Here is a 21,600-nt window from a genome sequence, read left to right as displayed (position 1 = left end):
CCGACCCTCTCCCGAAGGGCGAGGGGAGAGTCGGGGCACTGTTCTTCTGGGGGAAGACCCTCACCCCGTCCCTCGCCCAAAGGGAGAGGGGGACTACCCGTTTAGGTAGGTCGGTGGCTATCCGTCTCGCCGATGTGCCGCGCGGGCGTGCCTTTTAGCTTTTGAAGCGAAAGGAAACGCTCATGTCCGCCGACCTCGCCGCCCTCTCCCAGTCCCTCGCCTCCATCGTCGAGCGCTTCGCTCCCAGCATCGTCCGAATCGAGGCCCGCCGCCGCCATGGTGCCACCGGCCTCGTCTGGAGCGCGGAGGGCCACATCGTCACCACCCACCACGCCATCGAGCACGAAGGCTCCATCACCGTGGGCCTCGCCGATGGCCGCACCGTCTCCGCGGAGCTCGTCGGGAGAGACCCTTCCACGGACCTCGCCGTCCTCAAGGCAGACCTCCCCGGCCTCACGCCGCTCGCGCCTGCGCCGCTCGACGGTCTCAAGGTAGGCCACCTCGTGCTCGCCCTCGGCCGTCCCGGGCGGACCGCACGTGCCACCCTCGGCATTGTCAGCGCGTTGGGCGAGGGCTGGCGCACCTTCGCGGGTGGCCGCATCGACCGCTACCTGGAGACGGACGCGGACCTGCCTCCCGGCTTCTCCGGAGGGGCGCTCGTGGATGCACAGGGCCGCTTCCTGGGCCTGCTCACGGCGGCCCTGTCGCGCACCGCCGCCGTCGTCATTCCCGGGGAGACGCTGGGCCGAGTCACCCAAGCCCTCTTGCAGCACGGAGGCATCCGCCGAGGCTACCTCGGCGTCGGAGCCCACCCCGTCCGCCTGCCCAAGCACCTCTCGGAGCGAGTGGGCAACGAGGGTGGTCTCATCTTCCTCTCCGTCGAGCCCGAGGGCCCCGCGGACCGAGCGGGCCTGGTGATGGGCGACGTGCTGGTGAGCCTCGGGAACCAGCCGCTGAACAGCATCGAGGAGCTGCTCGGCTACCTCGGCGACGAGAAGGTGGGCACGCAGGTGCAGGCGAAGGTGCTGCGTGCCGGTGAAGTGCGTGAGGTCCCCATCACCATCGGGAGGCGGTCTTGATTCTCCAGCAATTTTCCGACGAGCTCGAGTCGCTCGTCTCCAAGGCGGCGCCCGCGGTGGTGGCCGTGCAGCACCCGCGAGGCCACGGTACGGGCCTCTTCCTCACACCGGACGGCTACGTCCTCACCAACCGGCATGTGGTGCGCAGCCGGGGCAAGCTCCTGCTCGAGCTGCACGATGGGAGCGAGGTGCGCGCCGAGCTGGTGGGGGCGGACCAGCCCACGGACCTGGCGGTGGTGCGCGCCGAGGGAGGCACGAAGTTCCCCACGCTGCCGCTGGCGGATCCGCATGACGTCCGCGTGGGACAGCTGGTGATGGCCATCGGCAACCCCTTCCGCCTGGAGCAGTCGGTGTCGCTGGGCGTGGTGAGCGCCATCAATCGCACCCTGCCGCTGCCCGATGGGGTGATTCTCGAGGGGCTGCTGCAAACGGACGCGGCCATCAACCCGGGCAACTCAGGAGGACCGCTGCTCAACATGCACGGGCAGGTGGTGGGCCTCAACACGCTGGTGCTGCCGTACGCACAGGGCATCGGCTTCGCGGTGAGCGCCACCACTGCGGCCTGGGTGGCCAGCCTGCTCATCCAGCGGGGGAAGGTGGAGCGGCGCTTCCTCGGCATTGCCGCCACCGCCATCAACCTCCCGCCCCAGCATGCCCAGGAGGTAGGTCAGCCGCGCGCAGTGCGGGTCATGAAGGTGGGCGAGGGCTCTCCGGCAGACGACGCAGGCCTCGAGGCGGAGGATCTGCTGCTGGGCATCGACGAGCGGCCTGTCACCAGTGTGGACGACGTCCAGCGCCTGCTGGCACTCGCCCCCGAGCCCGAGGTGCGCCTGGAGGTGCTGCGCAAGGGCCGTCGCCGCACCCTGCGCGCCCGTACCACCGCTCGCGAGCAGAGCAAGGCAGCGTGAGGAGCGTACGCGTCCGAGCCCACGCGGAGCCGGGCCGGGGGCCCGGAGAAGACAGGCGCGGATAGCCGCCCGGTCCGCTGCCTGTCCCATGGCACGAGCTTCCCAGCTTCCCCAGGTTGACCACAGCCCCTCCTGGAGGAACGAATGAAGAGGACACTATTCGCTGGTGTGGCGGTGCTCGCCCTTTGGGCCGGAAATGCCCTGGCGCAGGGCGGACAGGAGTCCAGCGCGGACATGCGAGGCTTAAGCGTTCTGGTGGGGGGCGGCGTGGAGGGTTACACCAATACGCTCGGGCAGGACGTCAACCCGGGTGTGGGCTACGGGGCAACCCTCATCATCAGGCCCACCAAGGTGTTGGGCTTCGAGCTCGGCTACTCTGGCGCGCTCAACGAGTTCGATGACTCCGTCCCCCTTGGGGAGACGAGCGGTCCGGACTTGGTGCGCAATGGAGGCCAGGCCGTAGCCACCGTGGGCCTCACCGCCGCCCCGGTGCAGCCCTACGTGCTCGCCGGACTCGGCTACAGCCACTACAACGTCCGCAATACCGCGCTGGGCTTCCGGGACGACAACGTGGGGAGCGTCCCGCTGGGAGCCGGTCTGCGCGTGCACGTGGGCAACTTCACCGCGGATGCACGCCTCAACTACAACCTCCTCTTCGACCAGGAGTTCGCCTTGGCCGTGCCCCCGTCGGACATCAACCTGCCGGGCGACGAGACGTTCAGTGAGGGAGGCAGCTACATGGGCACCCTGAACTTCGGCGCCACCTGGTAGGTGGCGGCCATTGAGCCGGGCCCCTCACGCGCGAGCCTCGCCGCCATACACCGGCAGGCTCACGCGGAAGGTGGTGCCCTGGCCCGGCTCGCTCTCGACGGAGATGTCTCCGCCGTGCGCGGAGATGATGCTCTTGCACACCGAGAGCCCCAGCCCGCTGCCCTCGCCCACGGGCTTGGTGGTGAAGAACGGCTCGAAGACGCGCTCCAGCTTGTCCCGAGGGATGCCGCTGCCCGTGTCACGTACCTCCACGGTGACGCACTGGGTGTTGTCCACCCGGGCGGAGAGCTGGATTTCATTGCGCTCTACCGCACCCGGAGCAATCGCGTGCGCCGCGTTGATGAGCAGGTTGAGGAACACCTGGCACAGGCGGGCACTGTTGCCCAGCACGGGGGGCACGTTGTCCACCTGCTGCACCAACCGCGCTCGGCCACGAATCTCGTGCGCCGCCATCTTCGCCGCGCTGCGCACCACCTTCACCAGGTCCACCGGGCCCATCTCCCGGTCATCTGGGTGGGACAGCATCCGCAGATCCCGAACGATGAGGCGGACGCGCTCGGCGCCCTCGCGCGCATCGGCGAGCGACTCCAACAGCTCCCGGCGCTCCACTGACGTGGGAGCGGCCTCCATCTCCGTCACCACCTGCTGGGCATAGTTGAGGTTGCTGAGGACGAAGGCGAGCGGGTTGTTGAGCTCGTGGCCCACGCCCGCCGCGAGCTGCCCCACGGTGGCGAGCCGGTCAGCGAAGAGAAGCTGGGACTGGGCGGACTGGAGCTGCTCGAGGCTGTCGGTGAGCCGGGCATTGGTCTGCTCCAGCTCGGCGGTGCGCTGCTGCACGGTCTGCTCCAGCAGGGCGTTGTAGCGCTCCCGCTCGTGCGCCGCGGCCCGAAGCTGGACGGCCATGCGGTTGATGGCCCGCGCCATCAGGTCATACTCGTCACGATCCCCCTTCACCGGCAGCTCGCTGTCCAGGTCCCCCGCGCCCATGCGCTCCGCGTGCTCCAGCAGCGTCCTCAGCGCGCGGCGCATGTTGAGGTAGATGATGGAGGCCATCGACAGCACGAGCACCACGGCCACCAGCGGCACGAGCACCCCGGTCACCCGGCCGAGCCCCAGCTCCCGTTGGCCCTTGCTCTTGTGCGCCTCCAGGTCCGCGCGCGCCGTGTCCCAGGCCTGCGCGAGGTGCGGCGTCACGTTCTCTCGGAAGGCGTAGAGTGCGTCATGCAGCAGCATGGCCTCCGCCCCCGTTGGAGCCCGCCGCACACGCTCCTCGGAGTTCCTCAGCCAGCGTTGGTGCGCTCGCCACAGCTGCTCGATGTGCGCGAGCTCCTCCGCCTCGGTGCCATCCACATGCTCCTCGCGCACCAACTCCTGCAGGCGCCCGAACGCCGCCTCGAAGCGCTTCTCCTGCTCCTCGAGCACGGCCTGAGTGTCTCCGCCCGTCTCATTCGTATGGAGCAGCGTGTGCAGGTACCCGAAGGAGTCGTCCGTCATCCGGCCGTAGATCTCCATCTGCGCCTGGATGGCGAGTATCTGCACCAGACCCTGCTGCCCCCGGGTCGCCAGCAAGTAGAGCGCGCCTCCCGCCAGCGCCACACACCCCACCGCCACCGACGCGAAGAGCAGCACCCGGCTGCGCAATGTCATTTCGATTGGCATCATCCTCGGAACTCAGGAGCAACTGTCTAGCACTGGAATCTCTTCGAAGCCCGTTCGCGCCCTGGGTCCGCCGGGGGGTGGAAGCGCGCCCTGCTCCTGGGGTATCCAAGCCGCCCCTCGGAGGGGTGCCCGGATGGGCTGCGGGCAACCGGCCCCGGCGCCCCAGCACAACTCCCTCCGCGTGTCTGTGAACGGCTTCACACCCCCGCAGTGAGTCGATTCACAGCCCCAGACCGGCCATCGCGGTATGACGGTTCTTGGGAACAGGGACTCGATGCCCCTTTTGACCCGAACGCCGCGCCCGAGGTGCGAGCGGAGTGATGTCTGTGCGAGGCCGCCGAAGGCCGCCATGTCCTGAGGGGGGGATGGCCGCCGAATACCTCGCCGGGGGGACTCCGCCCCGCTCCGCCTGGGGAAGGCGAGGGTTGGGTATCGTCCAGGTTCCCAAGGGCCAGGGGGCCGCGCTGGGGGGCGCGGCCTCCGCCCAATTTTTTCTGGGAGTCGAGTCCGCGCGGGGGCGCGGGCTCCTCCCTCCTCAGTCCACGTCGCGGCGCAGGCGCTCGGGGTCCACGATGGTGATCTGCCCACCCTCGGAGGTGAGCAGCCCCTCGCGGGTGTAGAAGCGCAACCACTTGTTGGCGCTCTCTCGCGTCACCCCACACAGGTTGGCCAGCTCTGCCTGCGTCAGCTTGGGGATGAGGATGCCGCCCTCGGCACCGGGCTGGCCCTGCGTCCGGGCCAGGTCCAACAGCACCCGCGCCAGCCGTGCACGCGCATCCAGGAAGGCCGAGTCATGCACCAACTGCGTGACGCGCCGCACCATGCGACTGAGCACCGCCAGCAGCCCCATGGCCACCTGCGGGCGCTCACTGAGGAATCGCCGGAAGTCCTCCTGGTGCAGGCTCAGCAGGTGCGTCTCGTCCCGCGCCACCGCGTCCGTCGAGCGCGGCTCCCCATCCAGCAGCGCCAGCTCTCCGAAAGCGTCCCCCCGGCCCAGCAGCGCCAGGATGACCTCCCGCCCCTCCGCGGAGCTCAGGCGGATGGCGACCTCGCCCTTGCGCACAATGAAGAGGGCCGTGCCCACATCCCCCTGATGGAAGATGACCTCGCCCTTGCTGTAGCGCCGCTGCTGGAGCAGCCCTGACAAGTGAAGCAGATCCTCGTTCGCGAGGTGCTCGAACATGGGAATCTGAGCCAGCAACGACTCGTAGGGCATGTGAAAACCTCGAACTTCGGACGGGTGAATCGGGCGAACACCGGAAGTCTCCACCTCCTGGGGCCCGTGTCCAAACGTTATCGGCTTCACCCCCAGTGTGAATGCTCCCCCGCCTACACAGCCGACAGGATGCGCCTCCGCCTCTGCCGTCACGTTGACCGTGGAGTCCGCTTGCGGAATGATGCGTCGATGGTGTAACGCCGAGACCAGCACGCGTGGATGCCCCTGTCGTGTTGCTCGGAGCTCGACGAGCCCATGACCGCAGAGGCTCCCTCTTCCACCCCGGCCGCGCGCCCCCTATGCCCACGTTGTGGGACGGTGGTGCCCCTCGCGGGCCCCGGCATCCAGGTCATCCGCTGTACGGGATGCGGTGCCGCCCTGCAGGTGAGCGTGCGTCCGGCGGAGCCCCCTCCGAAGACCCCCGCCTCTCCCGGAACTCAGGCCGGTGAGGGCGGGGCGCGTCCTCGCCGCCGTCCCATGGTGGAGGTCTCCGGCCCGCGGCGCGCCGAGCCCCAGCCGGTGCTCACCTTCACGGTAGAACTCTCGCAATCCGATATCGAGACGGAGCCGCTCGAGTCGGAGGCCTCTGCATCTGCATCTGCCTCGGCCCCTGCCCCGGCACCATCGCCCCCCACCCCGCCCCACCTCGACACGCCCTGGTTCGCCGAGGACATCGAGCGGCTGCCGGAGGCGAACGTGGACCTCGGACAGCTCGCGTTGGAGTCCTTCGAGCCCTTCCCCTCGCTACCCCAGCGAGCGTCCTCCTCTCATTTGCAGGGGAAATGACAGCAATCCAGCAGGCTGGTGCTCTGACGACCAAGCCCACAACCCCATGAAGCCCAGCACGGGGCGGTGGGGTATCATGGCGGGTGCGCGTGGTTTGATGACGGCACGCCTCGAGGAGGGAGTGGAGCAAGCGCGATGAGGAACGCAACCAGCACGGAGCCATCAGCGGACTCCTCGGCGGACCTCCAATCGGTGAGACAGGGCTGCGTCGAGCTGGGGCGCCAGGCCGAGGGCGTTGCCGAGCTGGTGCTCCCCCTGCTGCGGCAGGCGACCCAGGAGCTCGCCCGGCTGGAGGCCCAGCGCGACGAGCTGCGCCGGGCAGGCGTGCGCGAGGCCCAGCAGGCCGTGCTGCCCAAGCTGCTGGAGCGCATCGATGAGCAGAGCCAGGGCGTCAAGCGCCTGGAGCGCGCCAGCCGCGGCCTCAAGGAGCTCATGTCGGCGCTCGGCGGTGTCAGCGAGCAGTTCCAGAGCGCGCTGGCGCGGCGGGAGGCGGAGCAGCGGGAGCAGGAGGCCATCGCCCGCGAGGAGAAGCGGATGTGGCTCCACGAGCTCAACACCCTGCGTGAGCAGGTGCGCGGACTGGGTAGTGCGGAGACGGCCACGGGTCCCTCCGCCGCGCAGCAGGAGGAGCTCCAGCGGCTGCGCGCCGAGAACGAGACGCTGCCCAAGCTGCGCGCCGAGCGCGACCGGCTCGCCCACCGCGTGGCCGAGCTCGAGAAGAACCTCACGACGCGGGAGCAGACGCTCACGGCCAAGGAGCAGACCATCGAGGATCTGCGCAGGATGATCGTCCTGCTCACGGGGGACAAGTCCTCCTCCGCTCCGTCCTCGCCCACCTCTCCCAAGCCCATCCCCGCGCCCGCCAGCGTCGTCAACCTCTCCGCCAAGGCCCCGCCGCCGCCCAAGGTCCCGCCCCCGCCGTCCATGGCACCGGTGCCAACCAAGCCCAAGCCAGCCGAGACCATGTTCGGCAACAGCACCATGCAGCTCGCCAACAGCCTGTTGGAGACACTGGGCGAAAAGGAAGCCACGGCTGCCCCGCCTCCCGTGGCCAGCAAGCCCCTGACGCCCGAGCGCAAGGTGCCCAGCATGGAGATCATGCTCGGCCCGCTCGACGAGCTGGAGTCGCCCCGCCCGTCGCTGCCGCCCCCCGTGCCAGTGGTGCCCCCCGTGCCGGCGCTGTCCCCCGCCGCGGCCAAGGCGGCGGCCTTCATGCCCAAGGCGAGCGCACGCGTCATGCCTTCCGGCCCTGCCCTGACGCCCGCGCCCATCCCCGGTCCGCACCGGCCCACCCCCGAGCGCCCGGGCACACTCATCATCAGCGAGGACATGTTCAACGAGATGATCGGCGAACAGGACTCTCTCGACGGATCCGGTAAGAAATGAGCACGCAGTCCGGGTACCAGGCGCTACCGGCCCGCTTTGGCCGCTATGTGCTGCTCAGCCACCTGGGCCGCGGCGGCATGGCGGACATCTTCCGCGGCGTGGCGCTCGGCGCGGGCGGCTTCGCCAAGCCGGTCGTGGTCAAGCGCGTGCTGCCGGAGGCCACCCAGCAGGAGTCGGCGGTGCAGATGTTCATCGAGGAGGCGCGGCTGTCGGCGCTCCTCCAGCACATGAACATCGCGCAGATCTTCGACTTCGGAGAGCAGCGCGGCGAGTACTTCATCGCCATGGAGTTCATCCATGGCCGCGATCTCTATGACTTGATGAAGCGCGTGTCGGCCAGAGGGCAGGGCCTGCCCGTGCACCTGGCCTGCTACATCGCCATGGAGGTCCTCAAGGGGTTGGACTACGCGCACCGCGCGCGCTCGGCGGCAGGCGAGCCGCTCCACCTGGTGCACCGCGACGTCAACCCCACCAACATCCTCATCTCCTTCGAGGGAGAGGTGAAGCTGCTGGACTTCGGCGTGGCGCTGGTGGGCAGCTCGGCCACCGGCGACATCGCCACCAACGTGCGCGGCAAGCCGGGCTACATCCCTCCCGAGCAGCTCGCCCGGAAGAAGCCGGACGGGCGCGGCGACATCTTCGCCCTGGGCATCACCCTCTACGAGATGCTGTCACGGCGGCACGCCTTCAAGCCCGGCCCGGTGATGGACGTGCTCAAGCAGACGGTGACGCTCAAGGCCCGGCCGCTGCGGCTCCAGGACGCCGCCCCCTTCCTGCCAGAGCCACTGTGCGCGGTGGTCAACCGGTGCATCCTCGCCAACCCGGACGAGCGCTTCCAGACGGCCGCCGATGTGCTCGACGCGCTGGACGAGTTCCTGCTGTCCGCCGGCCTGCGCGTGTCCCAGCGAGACCTGGCCGCGCTGATGGCCAACTACTACGAGCCGGAGGTGCGCGCCCCGCCGGTACAGCCCCCCATTCCCCCGGCGCTGCTGGCGCAGGAGGCGCCTCCCGCCCAGCAGCAGCCCGCCACCTCCACCTACGCGGTGCGAGAGCCGGGCGGCGGCCTGTCCCTCGCGAAGCTGGGCGAGGACGACGTGCGGCTGCTCTTCGCCTCGGGCAAGCTGTCGCCGCAGGCGCAGGTGTCCCAGTCCGGTGGGCCCTTCCTGCCGCCCTCCGCCTTCCCCGGCATCAGCGCCGTGGCGGCCGCGGCCCAGGAGCGGCTCGAGGCCTGGCTCGCCAAGGCCCGCTCGCCTCGCTACGCCGGCAACCTCTCTCGGGTGGCTCCGCTGCGCGTCATGGCGCGGCTGATGCTGACCAAGGCCACCGGCCGACTCCACTTCGAGCACAACCGCGCCCACAAGGAGGTCTTCCTCAAGGCGGGGCAGATCATCGCCGTGCGCTCGGGCCTGGCCTCGGACCGCTTCGGCCCCTTCCTGCTGAACACGGGCAAGCTGTCGGCGGAGCAATGGCAGCGGGCGGTGGAGCACACGCGCCCCTTCTCCGGACGGCTGCTGGACGCGCTGCTCGCGGCCCGCGTCCTCTCCCCGGCCGAGCTGGCCGAGTGGACGCGCGAGCACCGGCGCACCGTGGCCCTCAGCCTGCTCGGCTGGACGGGTGGCCGCTATGCCTTCTTCGAGGGCGAGGCCCCCATCACCGACGGCTCCGAGGAGCGGCTGGGCGGACTGGCGCTGCTCAACGAGGGCCTGCGTGCGCACTACCCGCTGGAGCGCCTGGTCCACGAGCAGGAGCCGCTGCGCCACAAGCCGCTCCACCGCAACCCGGACGCCCTCGTGGCGGCCGGCGACCTGGCGCTCTCGGCCACCGAGCTGCGAGCCTCCTCACTGCTCAACAAGCCGGGAAATACCCTCTCCAGCGCGCTTGCGGAACTCAAGCGTCCGGAGGATGAAGTAGCCTTGCGCCGAGTTGCGCTGCTCTTCACGGAGGTAGGGCTGCTGGCAGCAGCCTGAAGAACGCTGGGGGGGATGGGTGTATGGGAATCGTTCTCGGAATCGACTTGGGCACGACGAATAGCTGCATGGCGGTGGCCGACCCGGCCACGGGTCATGCGCGCGTCCTGCCCAACCGCGAGGGCGAGCGCACCACCCCGTCCGTCGTCGGCTTTGACGCCTCGGGCAAGGTCACGGTGGGCACCGCGGCACGCCGCCAGGCCGTGCTCCACCCGCGCGACACCGTCTTCGGCGTCAAACGGTTCATCGGCCGGCGCTTCTCGGACCCCGCCGTCCAGCAGATGCGGAAGCTGATGCCCTATGAGGTGGTGGCCGACCCCTCGGGCAACGCCGCCATCCGCGTGCACGGCCAGGTGATGACCCCGGCCGAGGTGTCCAGCCACGTGCTGCGCTACCTCAAGGAGTGCGCCGAGGCCCAACTGGGCCAGAGCGTCGAGGGCGCCGTCATCACCGTGCCCGCCTACTTCGACGAGGTGCAGCGCCAGGAGACGAAGGCCGCCGGCCAGCGTGCCGGCCTCACCGTGCACCGGCTCCTCAATGAGCCCACCGCGGCCATGCTCGCCTGCCGCTTCGACGAGTCGCGCCCGGAGAACATCGCCGTCTTCGACCTGGGCGGCGGTACCTTCGACATCTCCCTGCTCCACGTGGAGGACGAGGTGGTGCAGGTGCTCGCCACCTGCGGCGACAACTTCCTGGGCGGCGACAACGTCGACGAGCTCGTGGTGGACGCGCTGCGCCGCATCTTCCTCAAGCAGACCGGGGTGGACCTGGCCAACAACCCCGAGGCCCTCTGGCGCCTGAAGGACGCCGCCGAGTCCACCAAGCGCGCGCTCTCCGAGCTGGAGCAGACAGCCATCGACCTGCCCTTCCTCGGCGCCGCGGCCGAGGGGCCCCTGCACCTGTCCATCCCCTCCTTCTCGCGCACCCTCCTGGAGAACCTGGCCACCCGGGAGCTGGAGCGGCTGCGCTCCCCGTGCGAGCAGGCCCTCCAGGACGCGGGCCTCACGCTGGCGGACATCCACCGCGTTGTCCTGGTGGGCGGCATGACGCGCATGCCCGCGGTGCGCGTTCGCGCGGAAAAGTACCTGGGCCGGCCCGGCGAGCGCTCCGTCAACCCCGACGAGGCCGTGGCCCTCGGCGCCGCGCTCGAGGCGGACATCATCGCCGGCACCTCGCCCGAGCTGCCCAAGGTGCTGCTGCTGGACGTGCTCTCGCGCAGCCTGGGCATCCGCACCGAGGGCGGCCGCTTCAGCGTGCTCATCCCCCGCAACACCACCATCCCCACGCGCGAGACGAAGGTGTTCGCCACCACCCTCGACCACCAGACCCATGTGGACCTGGAGGTGTACCAAGGCGAGGCGCCCACCGTGGACGGCAACCGCTACCTCGGAGAGCTGCAACTCGCAGGACTGCCCGCGGCCGCCGCTGGCACCGTGCGCGTAGAGGTGGACTTCACCATCGACGCGGATGGCATCCTCCATGTCACCGCGCGCGAGCCCGCCACCGGCCGCAAGGCCGAGGCGACGCTGCGCCCTCCCACCGCCACCTCGCCCTGAGGAGGGTGCTCCCATGTCCCAGGACCCCTCGTCCCCTCACGACAAGAACCCTTCCGAGAAGAATCCCTTCGAGGTGCTCGGACTGCACGGCGCGGAGGACCTGCCCGCCATCCGCAAGGCTTTCCTGCGCATCGCCGCCCAGTCCCACCCGGACCGGCTCCGGGCGAAATCACAGGAGGAGAAGGCCCAGGCGCTGGAGCTCTTCCTCAGCGCCAAGAAGGCCTTCGAGGTGCTCTCCCAGCCGGACAAGCGGCGCGAGTGGAGCGAGCGAATGGCCCGCGCCAGGCCCCGGACGCCGTCCGCCCCCGTGTCTCCACCCCCCGAGACCGCATCCGCCCCAGTAGTGCCCCGTCCGGGCCCCGCCTTCACTCCGGCACACGGCGTTCCCGTCGCCCCGCGCCCCGCCTTCACTCCGGCACACGGCGTTCCCGTCGCCCCGCGCCCTGCCTTTACTCCAGCGCCCGGTGTTCCCGTCGCCCTACGCCCCGCCTTTACTCCCGCGCACGGCGTACCTGTCACCTCGCCCGCCCCAGCCGCATCCGCCGCACCCCGAGCCGCCTCCGGCGTGCACCCCACTGCCGAGCCGAAACCGGCGCCCCGCGGCAGCGGCCCCCTGCCCGCCGCAGCGGCGCTCCAGCTCTACAAGCTGGGCATGCTCGCCCTGGAATCCGCAGATTACGCCAAGGCGCTCGACCTGTTCGCCAAGGCCGCCAAGATAGCGCCCGCGCCCCGGCACCAGGCCATGGAGCTGGTGTGCCGCGGCTACCAGTACCTCAGCACGCGCTTCTTCGATCGGGCCCGCGAGAGCTTCGAGCAGGCCCTCCAGCTCCTACCCGAGTGCCGCGAGGCCAGGGTTGGCTTGGAACTGCTCGACAAGCAGTCCAGCCGCTACCTCAAGGGACGCTAGCTGTAGCAAGGCCTCGGAGAGCCGCGGCGACGCCTGACGCACCACGTCACCCTGGAGTGCCGAAGGCGCTGGCGCCCCCTACTGGGCGGGTCACCTGTGTGAACTCAAGGTGAAAATGGGGCCCTCAGTTGGAAAGGACCCTCAAATGTTGATACATGGCCGTCCCGGGCAGTGGCCGCCGTTCAGTAGGCAACGTCCGGCGTGTCGCGAGCCCACCCCCTCACTCTCCCCAGGGAGGTCGCTCGTGCGTGCAGACGAAGCAGAAGTGGGCCCCCTTGAGAAGTTGCCTTCCGCCCCTCCTCCGGCTCCGCTGCGTATCCGCAGATCTGCATCGCGGCCGACGGGTCCCTGTCCCCCACCCAGGTCTTGCGAGGTTCCATGAACTCACTACGTCCATCCAACTTAAGACTGATAGCCCTCTTCGTTACGACCGTGCTCGCGACCGGGGCGCTGGCACAAGGCGTTACGGGTTCGGCGGTGACCGGAACCATTACCGCCACGGACAAGCAGCCGCTCACCGGCGTGGTGGTCCAGCTGCGCAACACCGCCACCGGGGCGTCCTTCACCGCGGTGACCGGGACGTCGGGAAGCTACCTCCTCGACAACCTCCCCCCGGGAGGACCGTATGTCCTCACGGCCACCATGGAGGGCTTCTACGGGCACACCCGCACCGGCATGCAGCTCGTGCTGGGTCAGCGGCTCACCCTCAACTTCCAGCTGAAGGCCTTCGAGTCCTTCGAAGAGGAGATGGTGGTCGAGGCCCAGGAGATCGATGCGCTCCAGGATCAGGGACGCACCGGCCCCTCGTCGACCATGAACTCCGCGGCGATGGCCCGGCTGCCCCTGCAGGGACGGAATTTCACCGACCTCGTCTCGACCACTCCGCAGGTGAGCGGTACCGCGATGGCCGGCCAGAACAACCGCTTCAACAACATCCAGATCGACGGCGCGGCCTATAACGACCTCTTCGGCCTCTCGGGGTCGGGAACGCCGGGCGGCCAGGCCAACGCCAAGCCCATCTCCATCGAGGCCATCGAGAGCTTCGTGGTGCAGGTGTCCCCGTTCGACGTCCGCTACGGCAACTTCGCGGGCGGCATGGTGAACGCCATCACCAAGAGCGGTACCAACGACTTCCACGGCTCGGTCTTCGGCTACGGGCAGAACAAGGTCCTCGCCGGGCGCCAGAGCGACCCGACCTTCCTCGGGTACAACATCTGGCAGTTCGGCGGCAGCCTGAGCGGCCCCATCATCAAGGACAAGGTTCACTTCTTCGTCGCCACCGACATCCAGGAGCGCAACTCGGCGTTCGGTAACTCGTCCCAGATCGGTGGCGTGGACCCCGCGGCCGACGCGGCCCGGGCGGGCTTCACCGCGGCGGAAGCCGAGCGGTTCAACAGCATCCTCGCCAACCGCTATGGCGTCACCGACGCCGGAAACGCCCTGGCTCCGGAGCTGCGCAACCCGGACCGGAACGTCTTCGCCAAGATCAGCACGGGCGTCATCCCCAACAGCTATCTCGAGCTGTCGTACAACTTCGTGGGAGCCCTGCAGGACTCGCTGACCCGCTCGCCGACCGCTCCGGCCGTGCCGAGCCGCATGCGCGACGGCTACCAGCTGTCCAACAGCGGCTATGCCCAGACGACCTCCACCCATACCGCCCGGGCGAAGCTCACCTCGACCTGGCTCGACGGCAAGCTCTCCAACGAGTTCCTGGCGGGCTTCTCCATCATCCGGGACGCCCGGGATCCCAACCAGGACATTCCGCTGATCCTCGTCAAGGCCGGCAGGCTCGGCTCGAACGACTCGTGGTTGGCGGCGGGCGCCGAGCGCTTCTCCCAGCTCAACCAGCTGGACCAGGACATCTACCAGATCCAGGACAGCCTCACCCTGGCGCTCGGGGATCACCAGCTCACCGCCGGTACGAGCACCGAGTTCTTCCGGCTGCGCAACGCCTTCCTGCAGGCGGCGACCGGCGTCTGGACCTTCGACAGCCTGGACGACTTCGAGGCTGGACGCGCGAGTGCCTACCAGCGGCGCTTCGGCGTCAGTGACCTGCAGGAGCCGGGCACGGCCGCGTTCACCGTGGCGCAGCCGGGCTTCTACCTCCAGGACAACTGGAGGGTGTTCAAGGGCCTGACGCTCACGCCCGGTATCCGGCTCGACATTCCGTTCCTGTCCGCGGCCAACGCCAATCCCCGGCTCGTGAACAACGAGGCGCTCCCCATCGACACGAGCAAGGTGCCGAGCGGCAACATCCTCTGGTCGCCCCGCCTGGGCTTCAACTGGGACGTGGAAGGCAACTCCAACACCATCGTCCGCGGTGGCACTGGCATCTTCTCGGGCCGGCCGCCCTACGTGTGGGTGGCCAATGCGTACAGCATCAACGGCCTCTCCCAGGTGGAGCTGACCTGCAACCGGGGCACGGCTGGAACCGGTGCGGTGCCGAACTTCACCATCGACCCCTCCGCGCAGCCCTTCGACTGCGCCGGTGGAACCCAGGCGCCTACGACCCCCACCAACCAGGGTGAGATCGACTACTTCGACCCGAAGACCCGCTACCCGCAGAACTTCCGCGTGTCGCTCGGCGCGGACCGGCGCCTGCCCTGGGGAATCATCGCCACCGCCGACCTGCTCTACACGCAGGACATCAACGGTTGGTACACCACCGACGAGAACCTGGTGGCGCAGGGCGCGAACGGCGAGGGCCGCTCTACGTACGGCACCTTCAACACGACGGGCAGCTTCAGGGCCACCCCCACCCGCCGCGATTCGCAGAACCTCGTCCAGGCCGTCAAGGTGTTCAACAAGAACGGCGGGCGAGTCGTCAACGGGACCCTCCAGCTGAGCAAGGAGATCAGGGACCTCGTGTACGTCAGCGTGGGCTACAGCTACACCGACGCCAAGGACCTGATCTCGCTCACGAGCTCGCAGGCGCTCTCCAACTTCCAGTTCTCTCCGGTGGACGGGAGCATCGAGGAGCGTAACCTCCGGCCGTCGGCGTTCGACCGCACCCATCGCATCACCGTCACCGCCACCGGGTCGCTGCCCTACGGCTTCAACGCGGGTCTCATCTACACGGGCCAGTCGGGCTCGCCCTACACCTGGATCGTCAACGGTGACGTCAACGCGGACGGAATCAGCGGAAACGACGTGGCCTTCATCCCGGGGGATGCCAGCCAGATCAGCCTCCAGGACCCCACGCAGTACGAGGCCCTGAACAAGTTCATCGACAGCCAGCAGTGCCTCCGGGGTGCGAAGGGCCGCCTCATCCAGCGTGGCGAGTGCCGGAACCCGTGGCAGAACTTCGTCAACCTCCGGCTCGGCTGGAACTCGCCCGAGTTCGTCAAGGGACAGCGGCTGGAGCTGCAGGCGGACGTCTTCAACGTCCTGAACCTGCTCTACCCGAAGTGGGGCCTCTTCGAGCAGGAGGCGCAGTTCGAGACCCACGCCTCGTCGTTCCTGCGCGCGGTGGGTTATGACGCCGCGAACAACCGCCCGGTCTACAGCTTCTCCGAGCCCACGGCGGTGCGGAACACGGTGTACAGCCCCACCCTCTCGCGGTGGCGGATCCAGGTCGGCGCGCGGTACATCTTCTAAACAGCGCCAGAGCCAGACACGGTGTGAACCCGGGGCCCTCCGCGAGCAATCGCGGGGGGCCCTTGGTTTTTGTATACGGTGCCCCGAATGTCCCTCCGGCCCACCGCCTTGCTCCTCCCCCTCGTGCTGTCCCTCGCGTGCGCCGCGCCCGCTCCGGCCCTGCGCGCCGCTTCCTCCGAGCCCGAGCTCCCCGGACTGGTGCTGGTGGAGAGCAGCCCGGTGGAGACGACACTGGACCACGCGGAGATTCCGGACGCCCACCAGGTGTGGCCGGAGATGGTGAACGGGGCCATGCGGACGTTGGACGTGGCGCAGTTCTACGTGAGCAATGCGCCGGGCAGCCGACTGGAGACAGTCATCCAGGCCATGGAGACGGCGGCGGACCGGGGCGTGAAGGTGCGGGTGCTCGCGGATGAGAAGTTCTACAAGACGTACCCGGAGACGCTGGAGCGGCTGGCGAAGCGGCCGGGCGTCGAGGTGCGCCGGCTGGACACGGCCAGGTCGATGGGCGGCGTGCTGCACGCGAAGTACTTCGTGGTGGACGGGCGCGAGGCGTACCTGGGCAGCCAGAACTTCGACTGGCGCTCGCTGGAGCACATCCAGGAGCTCGGGCTGCGCATCCGAGTGCCCGAGGTGGTGCGCTCGCTCGCGGACATCTTCGAGCAGGACTGGGCGCTGGCAGCCGGAGGCACGGCGCCAGCCACGGCAGCGGTGGGAGGCCCGTTCTCAACGAGCTACGCGGGGAGCACGGTGCGCGTATCTCCGGCGCACAGCCCCCAGGGCTACCTGCCGGACGCGACCACGTGGGACCTGCCGAAGCTGGTGCAGCTCATCGACGAGGCGAAGCGCTCGGTGCGGGTGCAGCTGCTCACGTACAAGGCCAAGGGTCGTGACGGGAGCCCCTTCCCCGAGCTGGAGGAGGCACTCAAGCGAGCGGCGGCGCGAGGGGTGAAGGTGGAGCTGCTGGTGGCGGACTGGGGCAAGCGCAAGGGCACCATCGAGGGCCTGCAGGCTCTACACGCGCCGCCGGGGCTGACGGTGAAGCTGGTCACCATTCCGCAGTGGTCGGGCGGCTTCATCCCATTCGGGCGCGTGGTGCACGCCAAGTACATGGTGGTGGACGGGGCGCAGGCGTGGGTGGGCACGAGCAACTGGGAGCGTGACTACTTCACGCAGAGCCGCAACGTGGGCGTCATCGTGGAGGGCGAGGCATTCGCGAGCCAGCTCGAGCGCTTCTTCCAGGACACGTGGACGAGCCCCTACGCCGCGGAAGTGGACCCGAAGGCCACCTACACCGCCCCAAACATCAGCGGAACACCGTAACCTGTTTCCCCTTCCCCTCTCCCCCCGGGAGAGGATCCCCCCGTCGTTCAAAGGGGGGGCAAGCCCCCCGGGGTGAGGGTATCTCGTCCCTCGGGTTGAATCCCTGAGCCCCATCTGTCCGCACCTCACGGGCCGCTGGAGAGCGCAGCGAGCCGAGTCTCAGCCCGTTGGACCTGCTCCTCGTCTCCGCCCGAGTCCAGAAACGCAGCCTTGTGCGCCAGGAACCCCGTGAGGGCCTCGCGCAGCGCTTCCGGCCGCGCCAGGACCTCCGCGCACTCGGCGCGCCGGTAGTAGATCTCCGCCCGCAGCACCTCGTCCTGCTCTCCAACGAGTCCTCGCTGGAGCCGCGCGTCGGCTTCTTCGAACCGCTCGAGGCCGAAGAGACACTCACCCAGCAGGTAATGGAGCTGCGACCCCGGGATGCCGACCTGGTCCACGCCCAGCTCCTCGGCGCGGCTCAGGTCGGCGAGTGCCTCCTCGAAAGCCGCCTGCTCGAAGAGACGCAGCATGCCGCGCCGGTACCAGGCCAGAGAGAACTCCGGCCTCAGCGAGATGACGCGGCCAAGCAGTGCCTCGGCCCCGAGCGCATCACCCGAGTCCTCTCTCTCCTCGGCGGAGCGAAGCAGCTCTTCAATGGAGACGTTGCGCGATGACGACATGGTGAGAAGGTAGGGAGCCCGGCAGCACAGCGCCACCTCCTCGGCTCAAATCCTTGAAGCGGCGACGGGCAGGTTGCGCAGGCGCTCCAGTTCCTCGCGGGAGAGCGGATCCTCCCCACGCAGGAACCGCTCCAAGTGGCTCAGGGAGTCGACACCGAAGAACAGCTCCCCATCCGCCACGATGGTGGGGACACCAAAGCCCTCCAGCGCGAGCAGCTCCTCCGTATTGCGGCGCACCTGCTCCTTCACAGCGGGCGTCTGCGAGGCCGCGAGCAGCGCCTGCGCATCGAGCCCTACCGAGGCCACCACCTCGCCCACGCGCTCCGGCTGCACCAGCCCTCCGCCTCCGGCCCACACCGCTGCATAGAGCGCGGAAACAAGCCGGCGCCGAGCCTCCTCGTCCTGCACAGCGGCCGTCACCCGAAGCGCAAGCAATGGATTGAAGGGATGAGCCGCGGGCATGACGAAAGGCACCCCAAGCTCATGGGCGATCCGCCGGGTGTGCTTGTAGATGTAGAACCGCTTCTGCTTCACCTCCGCGGGCCCTGTCGTGCCGAGCGCGTTGAGCACGCCCGCGAAGAGCACGGGCACGAGCTCCACGGTGCGGCCATGACGCTCGGCAATCGCCGGGAGCTGCGTCCACGCGAGATACGAGTACGGCGATACGTAGTCGAAGAAGAAGCGAAGCGGCGAGCGATTCATGGCGCCGACTCTACGCCTCTCTGGCCATCTGCATCGAACATTGCCAGAACACGGCCCGGAGCGCCCGGGCCTCCTACCAGCTCCCGCTGGAGCCACCGCCCGAGGAGCGTCCTCCACCGAAGGAGCTGCCTCCTCTGGAGGAAGAAGACGAGCTCGGGCGGGTGAGCTTGGGGGTGCTGCGCGTGAACGAGTTGCGGTAGCTGCAGTGCTTGCAGGAGACCTCCACCAGCACCCTGCCCCCATGGTCATAGGTCGCTGGCTCGAGGGTGGTGCTCGTCTCCGACTTCGTCTTGTATTCGCACTGCGGGCACTTGGAATAGGACGTGAGCCAGGCGCCATAGCGCTCCACCCGCGCATCGTGGCAGGACAGGCACCACCACACGTCGTAGTCCACCGAGCCCAGGCGCTCCTCGCGCTGTTGCCCCCCGTCGAGATGGGCATCATCCCTGTCTTCGTCGAGGAGTTGGCGCGGCTGCGCGCAGCGCTCACAGATGCGCGGGCGCCGGCGCAACCAGCGGCGCAGGCCAGCAAACCCCGCGACAAGGGCACCAGCGCCTCCGCCGTAGAACCAGACACTCATGTCGTTCGAGCCTCCCCGCACCGGAGGGCTCTCATAGGAGGAGGGCGGGCGCCGGAACGGGGGTGGCTCTTGCACGGGAGCGGTGCCGCTCGAGGGCACGTTGGCGGAAGTGCTGCTCGCGGCTGGACTGGGGGTGCTGCTCGCGGACAGAGGGGAAGCAGCACGGCTCACGGATGCGTTGAGAGGCGAGCGCTCGAGCAGGTCTCTCAGGCCCCTTGCGCCCGCGAGCACCGCCCCGCCCGGGTCCCCGCGCTTGAAGGCGGGGACAATCTGCCCTGACATCAAGGCATCGCTCCGGGCCGTGTCCGCGCGGCTGTCGACGCCGTCACCGAGGACGATCTCCGCCTTGCGGTCGCGCAGGGCGATGAGGAGCAACGCACCATCATCGCGCCCGGCATGGCCGATGCCCCACAGGTTGAAGAGCTCGGTGGCGAAGGTGCGCGGGTTGCGCCCCCCGGTCGTCACCACCACCACCACCGCGAGCTGCCCGAGGCCCTTGCCATCCACCTCCGAGCCCCACTGGTCCACTTGAGCGAGCGTGGGGGAGGACAGCGTTCCCGTGGTGTCCACGGACCAGGAGCCCGGCCGAGGCCGAGGAATCGCTCTCACCGTCTCGCCTTGAGCGGGCAGGCTCAGGGCACAGAACAAGAGGGTCCAGCAGAGAAGGGCGCGCATGAACTCCGAGCATAGCCCCCTCCATTGTGCACTCGCCAATGCCTGGCCCCACGCGCAGGAGCATCACCCCACCCTCCAGTCCGAGACACGCGCGTGCTTCCAGACAAGTGCCCTTTAGGGCATTGCGGCGCGGGGGGTGAACTGGAATCCATGGGTCGTTTTCGCGGTGCTGTTCCGCCGCGAAAGCAGGGGGGGACACTACATGATCACCAAGCTGTCGAGCTTCCCACCCGGAGGAACGAGACGGCGCTCACAAACGCGCCGGCCTCTGTCTGTCTGACAGCAACACGTACGTGGAGGGAAGAACAATGCCAGCCATTCATGGTTTCTTGCTACGCAATGGAGAGGGGACTCCGTTGGGGCAGTTTGTCCCAACCGGCAAGTTCGGAAGACTCTTTCCGTCGCTCCAACCACTCACTCCTCCGCTGGAAGCCCTGGATGAGCTCGGCCGCGCGATGAAGGACGCCAACTCGGCGGACCCCAAGGGTGACAACGAGGACGTCCCCGCCGGCTTCACCTACCTCGGCCAGTTCATCGACCACGACATCACCTTCGACACCACCCCCATCCAGGAGGTGCTCGTCGACCCCCTGGCACTCCACAACTTCCGCACCCCCGCGTTGGATCTCGACTGCCTCTACGGCAGGGGTCCCGGCGACCAGCCCTTCCTCTACCAGCTCCCTCCCAACGACGCCCTCTTCGTCATCGGGCGCACCAACGCCACCCCTGGTGGGGGCGATCCCAAGGTGAAGCCGTCGCTCGACTTCGACCTGCCTCGCGGCCCGCAGGGCCAGGCCATCATCGGCGACCCGCGCAATGACGAGAACCTCATCGTCGCCCAGCTCCACCTGGCCTTCATGCGCTTCCACAACAAGGTGGTCGAGGGGCTCCAGAAGGGCACCGTCGCGCCGCCTTCCGGGCTCCGGCGCAGCCTGTTCGAGGAAGCCCGCCAGCTCGTCATCTGGCATTACCAGTGGATCGTCCTGAATGACTTCCTGAAGCGGGTGATCGACAAGGACGTGCTCGAGAACGTGCTCGAGAAGGGCCGCAGCTTCTACCTGCCCCAGGGCGACGCCTTCATCCCGGTGGAGTTCTCCGCCGCCGCCTACCGCCTGGGACACAGCATGGTGCGCGAGGCGTACGACTACAACGAGGTCTTCACCTTCAAGGACGGCCCTCGCAAGGCAGTGCCCGCTTCGCTCCGGCTGCTGTTCCGCTTCTCCGGGCGCTCCGGGACGGGCGTGCCCATCCCCAGTGATTGGATCATCGACTGGCGGCGCTTCTTCCAGTTCCAGAACGACGGGGTCACGGCCGGCCTCAGCCGCAAGCTCGACCCCTTCCTCGCGCCGACGCTCTCCGAGATTCCCGACCACGGCGTGCTTCCGGGCGTCAACCTGCCCATCGCCAACCTGCGGCGCGGACGCAGCCTCGGCCTGCCCTCCGGGCAGAACGTGGCCCGGCGCATGCGCATCAAGCCTCTGTCGCCCGAGGACATCGCCAAGGGACCTGATGGGCAGGTGGCCGCCAAGCACAACCTGCACCTCGAGACCCCGCTCTGGTACTACATCCTCAAGGAGGCCGAGCAGCGCGGGAACAGCAAGAACCTCGGTCCCGTGGGCAGCCGCATCCTGGCCGAGGTCTTCGTGGGCCTGCTCGAGTGCGATGCGAGCTCCTTCCTCGCCAGCAATCCGCAATGGAAGCCCACGCTGCCCTCGAGCAAGCCGGGCACCTTCACGATGACGGACCTGCTCCGGTTCTCGGGCGACCTGTCGCCCATCAACGACGCCAAGAACCTGCTGCCTTGAGGCGAGGCGCGCAGGAGAGGGGGA

The 21,600-nt window shown here is 68.8% G+C and carries 16 protein-coding genes; 11 read left to right on the top strand and 5 right to left on the bottom strand.

Annotation, left to right across the window (positions count from 1 at the left end; all coding sequences use genetic code 11):
* Nucleotides 1–182: 182 nt before the first annotated feature.
* The 3 genes from OV287_RS02400 (at nucleotide 183) to OV287_RS02390 (ending at nucleotide 2,758) form a co-directional block, all read left to right on the top strand.
* Nucleotides 183–1,079, top strand: a complete 897-nt coding sequence (locus tag OV287_RS02400) for a S1C family serine protease (protein WP_267532336.1) — start codon at nucleotides 183–185, stop codon at nucleotides 1,077–1,079.
* Nucleotides 1,076–1,987 (top strand): S1C family serine protease, encoded by a 912-nt coding sequence (locus OV287_RS02395; RefSeq protein WP_267532335.1) that lies wholly within the window; start codon nucleotides 1,076–1,078, stop codon nucleotides 1,985–1,987. Before OV287_RS02400 ends, OV287_RS02395 begins: the two co-directional genes overlap by 4 nt.
* A gap of 234 nt (nucleotides 1,988–2,221) precedes the next feature.
* Nucleotides 2,222–2,758 carry a putative outer membrane beta-barrel protein gene (locus OV287_RS02390; protein ID WP_506344819.1) on the top strand — a complete coding sequence of 179 codons (537 nt, stop codon included), beginning with the start codon at nucleotides 2,222–2,224 and terminating at the stop codon, nucleotides 2,756–2,758.
* Nucleotides 2,759–2,782: 24 nt separating this feature from the next.
* Here the strand turns inward: OV287_RS02390 and OV287_RS02385 are convergent, their stop codons facing one another.
* Both OV287_RS02385 and OV287_RS02380 read right to left on the bottom strand, forming a co-directional pair.
* Nucleotides 2,783–4,405, bottom strand: a complete 1,623-nt coding sequence (locus tag OV287_RS02385; RefSeq protein ID WP_267532333.1) for a sensor histidine kinase — start codon at nucleotides 4,403–4,405, stop codon at nucleotides 2,783–2,785.
* Between the two features lie 547 nt (nucleotides 4,406–4,952).
* Nucleotides 4,953–5,633, bottom strand: coding sequence for a Crp/Fnr family transcriptional regulator (locus OV287_RS02380; protein ID WP_267532332.1), 681 nt, complete (start codon nucleotides 5,631–5,633; stop codon nucleotides 4,953–4,955).
* Between the two features lie 255 nt (nucleotides 5,634–5,888).
* Here OV287_RS02380 and OV287_RS02375 point away from each other — a divergent pair, with 255 nt between their 5' ends.
* From OV287_RS02375 to OV287_RS02345, 7 genes are all read left to right on the top strand, one after another.
* Nucleotides 5,889–6,419: a hypothetical protein gene (locus OV287_RS02375; protein ID WP_267532331.1), complete on the top strand. Its 531-nt coding sequence runs from the start codon at nucleotides 5,889–5,891 to the stop codon at nucleotides 6,417–6,419.
* Nucleotides 6,420–6,554: 135 nt separating this feature from the next.
* Nucleotides 6,555–7,805 (top strand): hypothetical protein, encoded by a 1,251-nt coding sequence (locus OV287_RS02370; protein ID WP_267532330.1) that lies wholly within the window; start codon nucleotides 6,555–6,557, stop codon nucleotides 7,803–7,805.
* A complete protein-coding gene (locus OV287_RS02365; protein WP_267532329.1) occupies nucleotides 7,802–9,772 on the top strand; it encodes a protein kinase domain-containing protein in 1,971 nt (656 codons plus the stop codon). The genes OV287_RS02370 and OV287_RS02365 overlap by 4 nt, the downstream gene beginning before the upstream one ends.
* Before the next feature lie 23 nt (nucleotides 9,773–9,795).
* Nucleotides 9,796–11,328, top strand: coding sequence for an Hsp70 family protein (locus OV287_RS02360; protein WP_267532328.1), 1,533 nt, complete (start codon nucleotides 9,796–9,798; stop codon nucleotides 11,326–11,328).
* A 13-nt stretch (nucleotides 11,329–11,341) separates the two neighbouring features.
* Entirely contained in the window at nucleotides 11,342–12,235 is an 894-nt protein-coding gene (locus tag OV287_RS02355) for a J domain-containing protein (RefSeq protein WP_267532327.1), read from the top strand.
* Nucleotides 12,236–12,712: 477 nt separating this feature from the next.
* Entirely contained in the window at nucleotides 12,713–15,832 is a 3,120-nt protein-coding gene (locus OV287_RS02350; RefSeq protein WP_267532326.1) for a TonB-dependent receptor, read from the top strand.
* 87 nt (nucleotides 15,833–15,919) lie between these two features.
* Nucleotides 15,920–17,155 carry a phospholipase D-like domain-containing protein gene (locus tag OV287_RS02345; protein WP_267532325.1) on the top strand — a complete coding sequence of 412 codons (1,236 nt, stop codon included), beginning with the start codon at nucleotides 15,920–15,922 and terminating at the stop codon, nucleotides 17,153–17,155.
* A 125-nt stretch (nucleotides 17,156–17,280) separates the two neighbouring features.
* Here OV287_RS02345 and OV287_RS02340 read toward each other — a convergent pair whose 3' ends face one another.
* From OV287_RS02340 to OV287_RS02330, 3 genes are all read right to left on the bottom strand, one after another.
* Nucleotides 17,281–17,814: a tetratricopeptide repeat protein gene (locus OV287_RS02340; RefSeq protein WP_267532324.1), complete on the bottom strand. Its 534-nt coding sequence runs from the start codon at nucleotides 17,812–17,814 to the stop codon at nucleotides 17,281–17,283.
* A 45-nt stretch (nucleotides 17,815–17,859) separates the two neighbouring features.
* Nucleotides 17,860–18,516, bottom strand: a complete 657-nt coding sequence (locus OV287_RS02335; RefSeq protein WP_267532323.1) for a 2-hydroxychromene-2-carboxylate isomerase — start codon at nucleotides 18,514–18,516, stop codon at nucleotides 17,860–17,862.
* Nucleotides 18,517–18,589: 73 nt separating this feature from the next.
* Nucleotides 18,590–19,771: a TPM domain-containing protein gene (locus tag OV287_RS02330; RefSeq protein WP_267532322.1), complete on the bottom strand. Its 1,182-nt coding sequence runs from the start codon at nucleotides 19,769–19,771 to the stop codon at nucleotides 18,590–18,592.
* Nucleotides 19,772–20,226: 455 nt separating this feature from the next.
* Here OV287_RS02330 and OV287_RS02325 point away from each other — a divergent pair, with 455 nt between their 5' ends.
* Nucleotides 20,227–21,576, top strand: coding sequence for a peroxidase family protein (locus OV287_RS02325; protein ID WP_267532321.1), 1,350 nt, complete (start codon nucleotides 20,227–20,229; stop codon nucleotides 21,574–21,576).
* Nucleotides 21,577–21,600 lie beyond the last annotated feature (24 nt).

The sequence above is a fragment of the Archangium lansingense genome (assembly GCF_026626635.1).
Taxonomy (GTDB): Bacteria; Myxococcota; Myxococcia; order Myxococcales; family Myxococcaceae; genus Archangium; species Archangium lansingense.
This window is presented reverse-complemented; position numbering and strand designations above follow the sequence as displayed.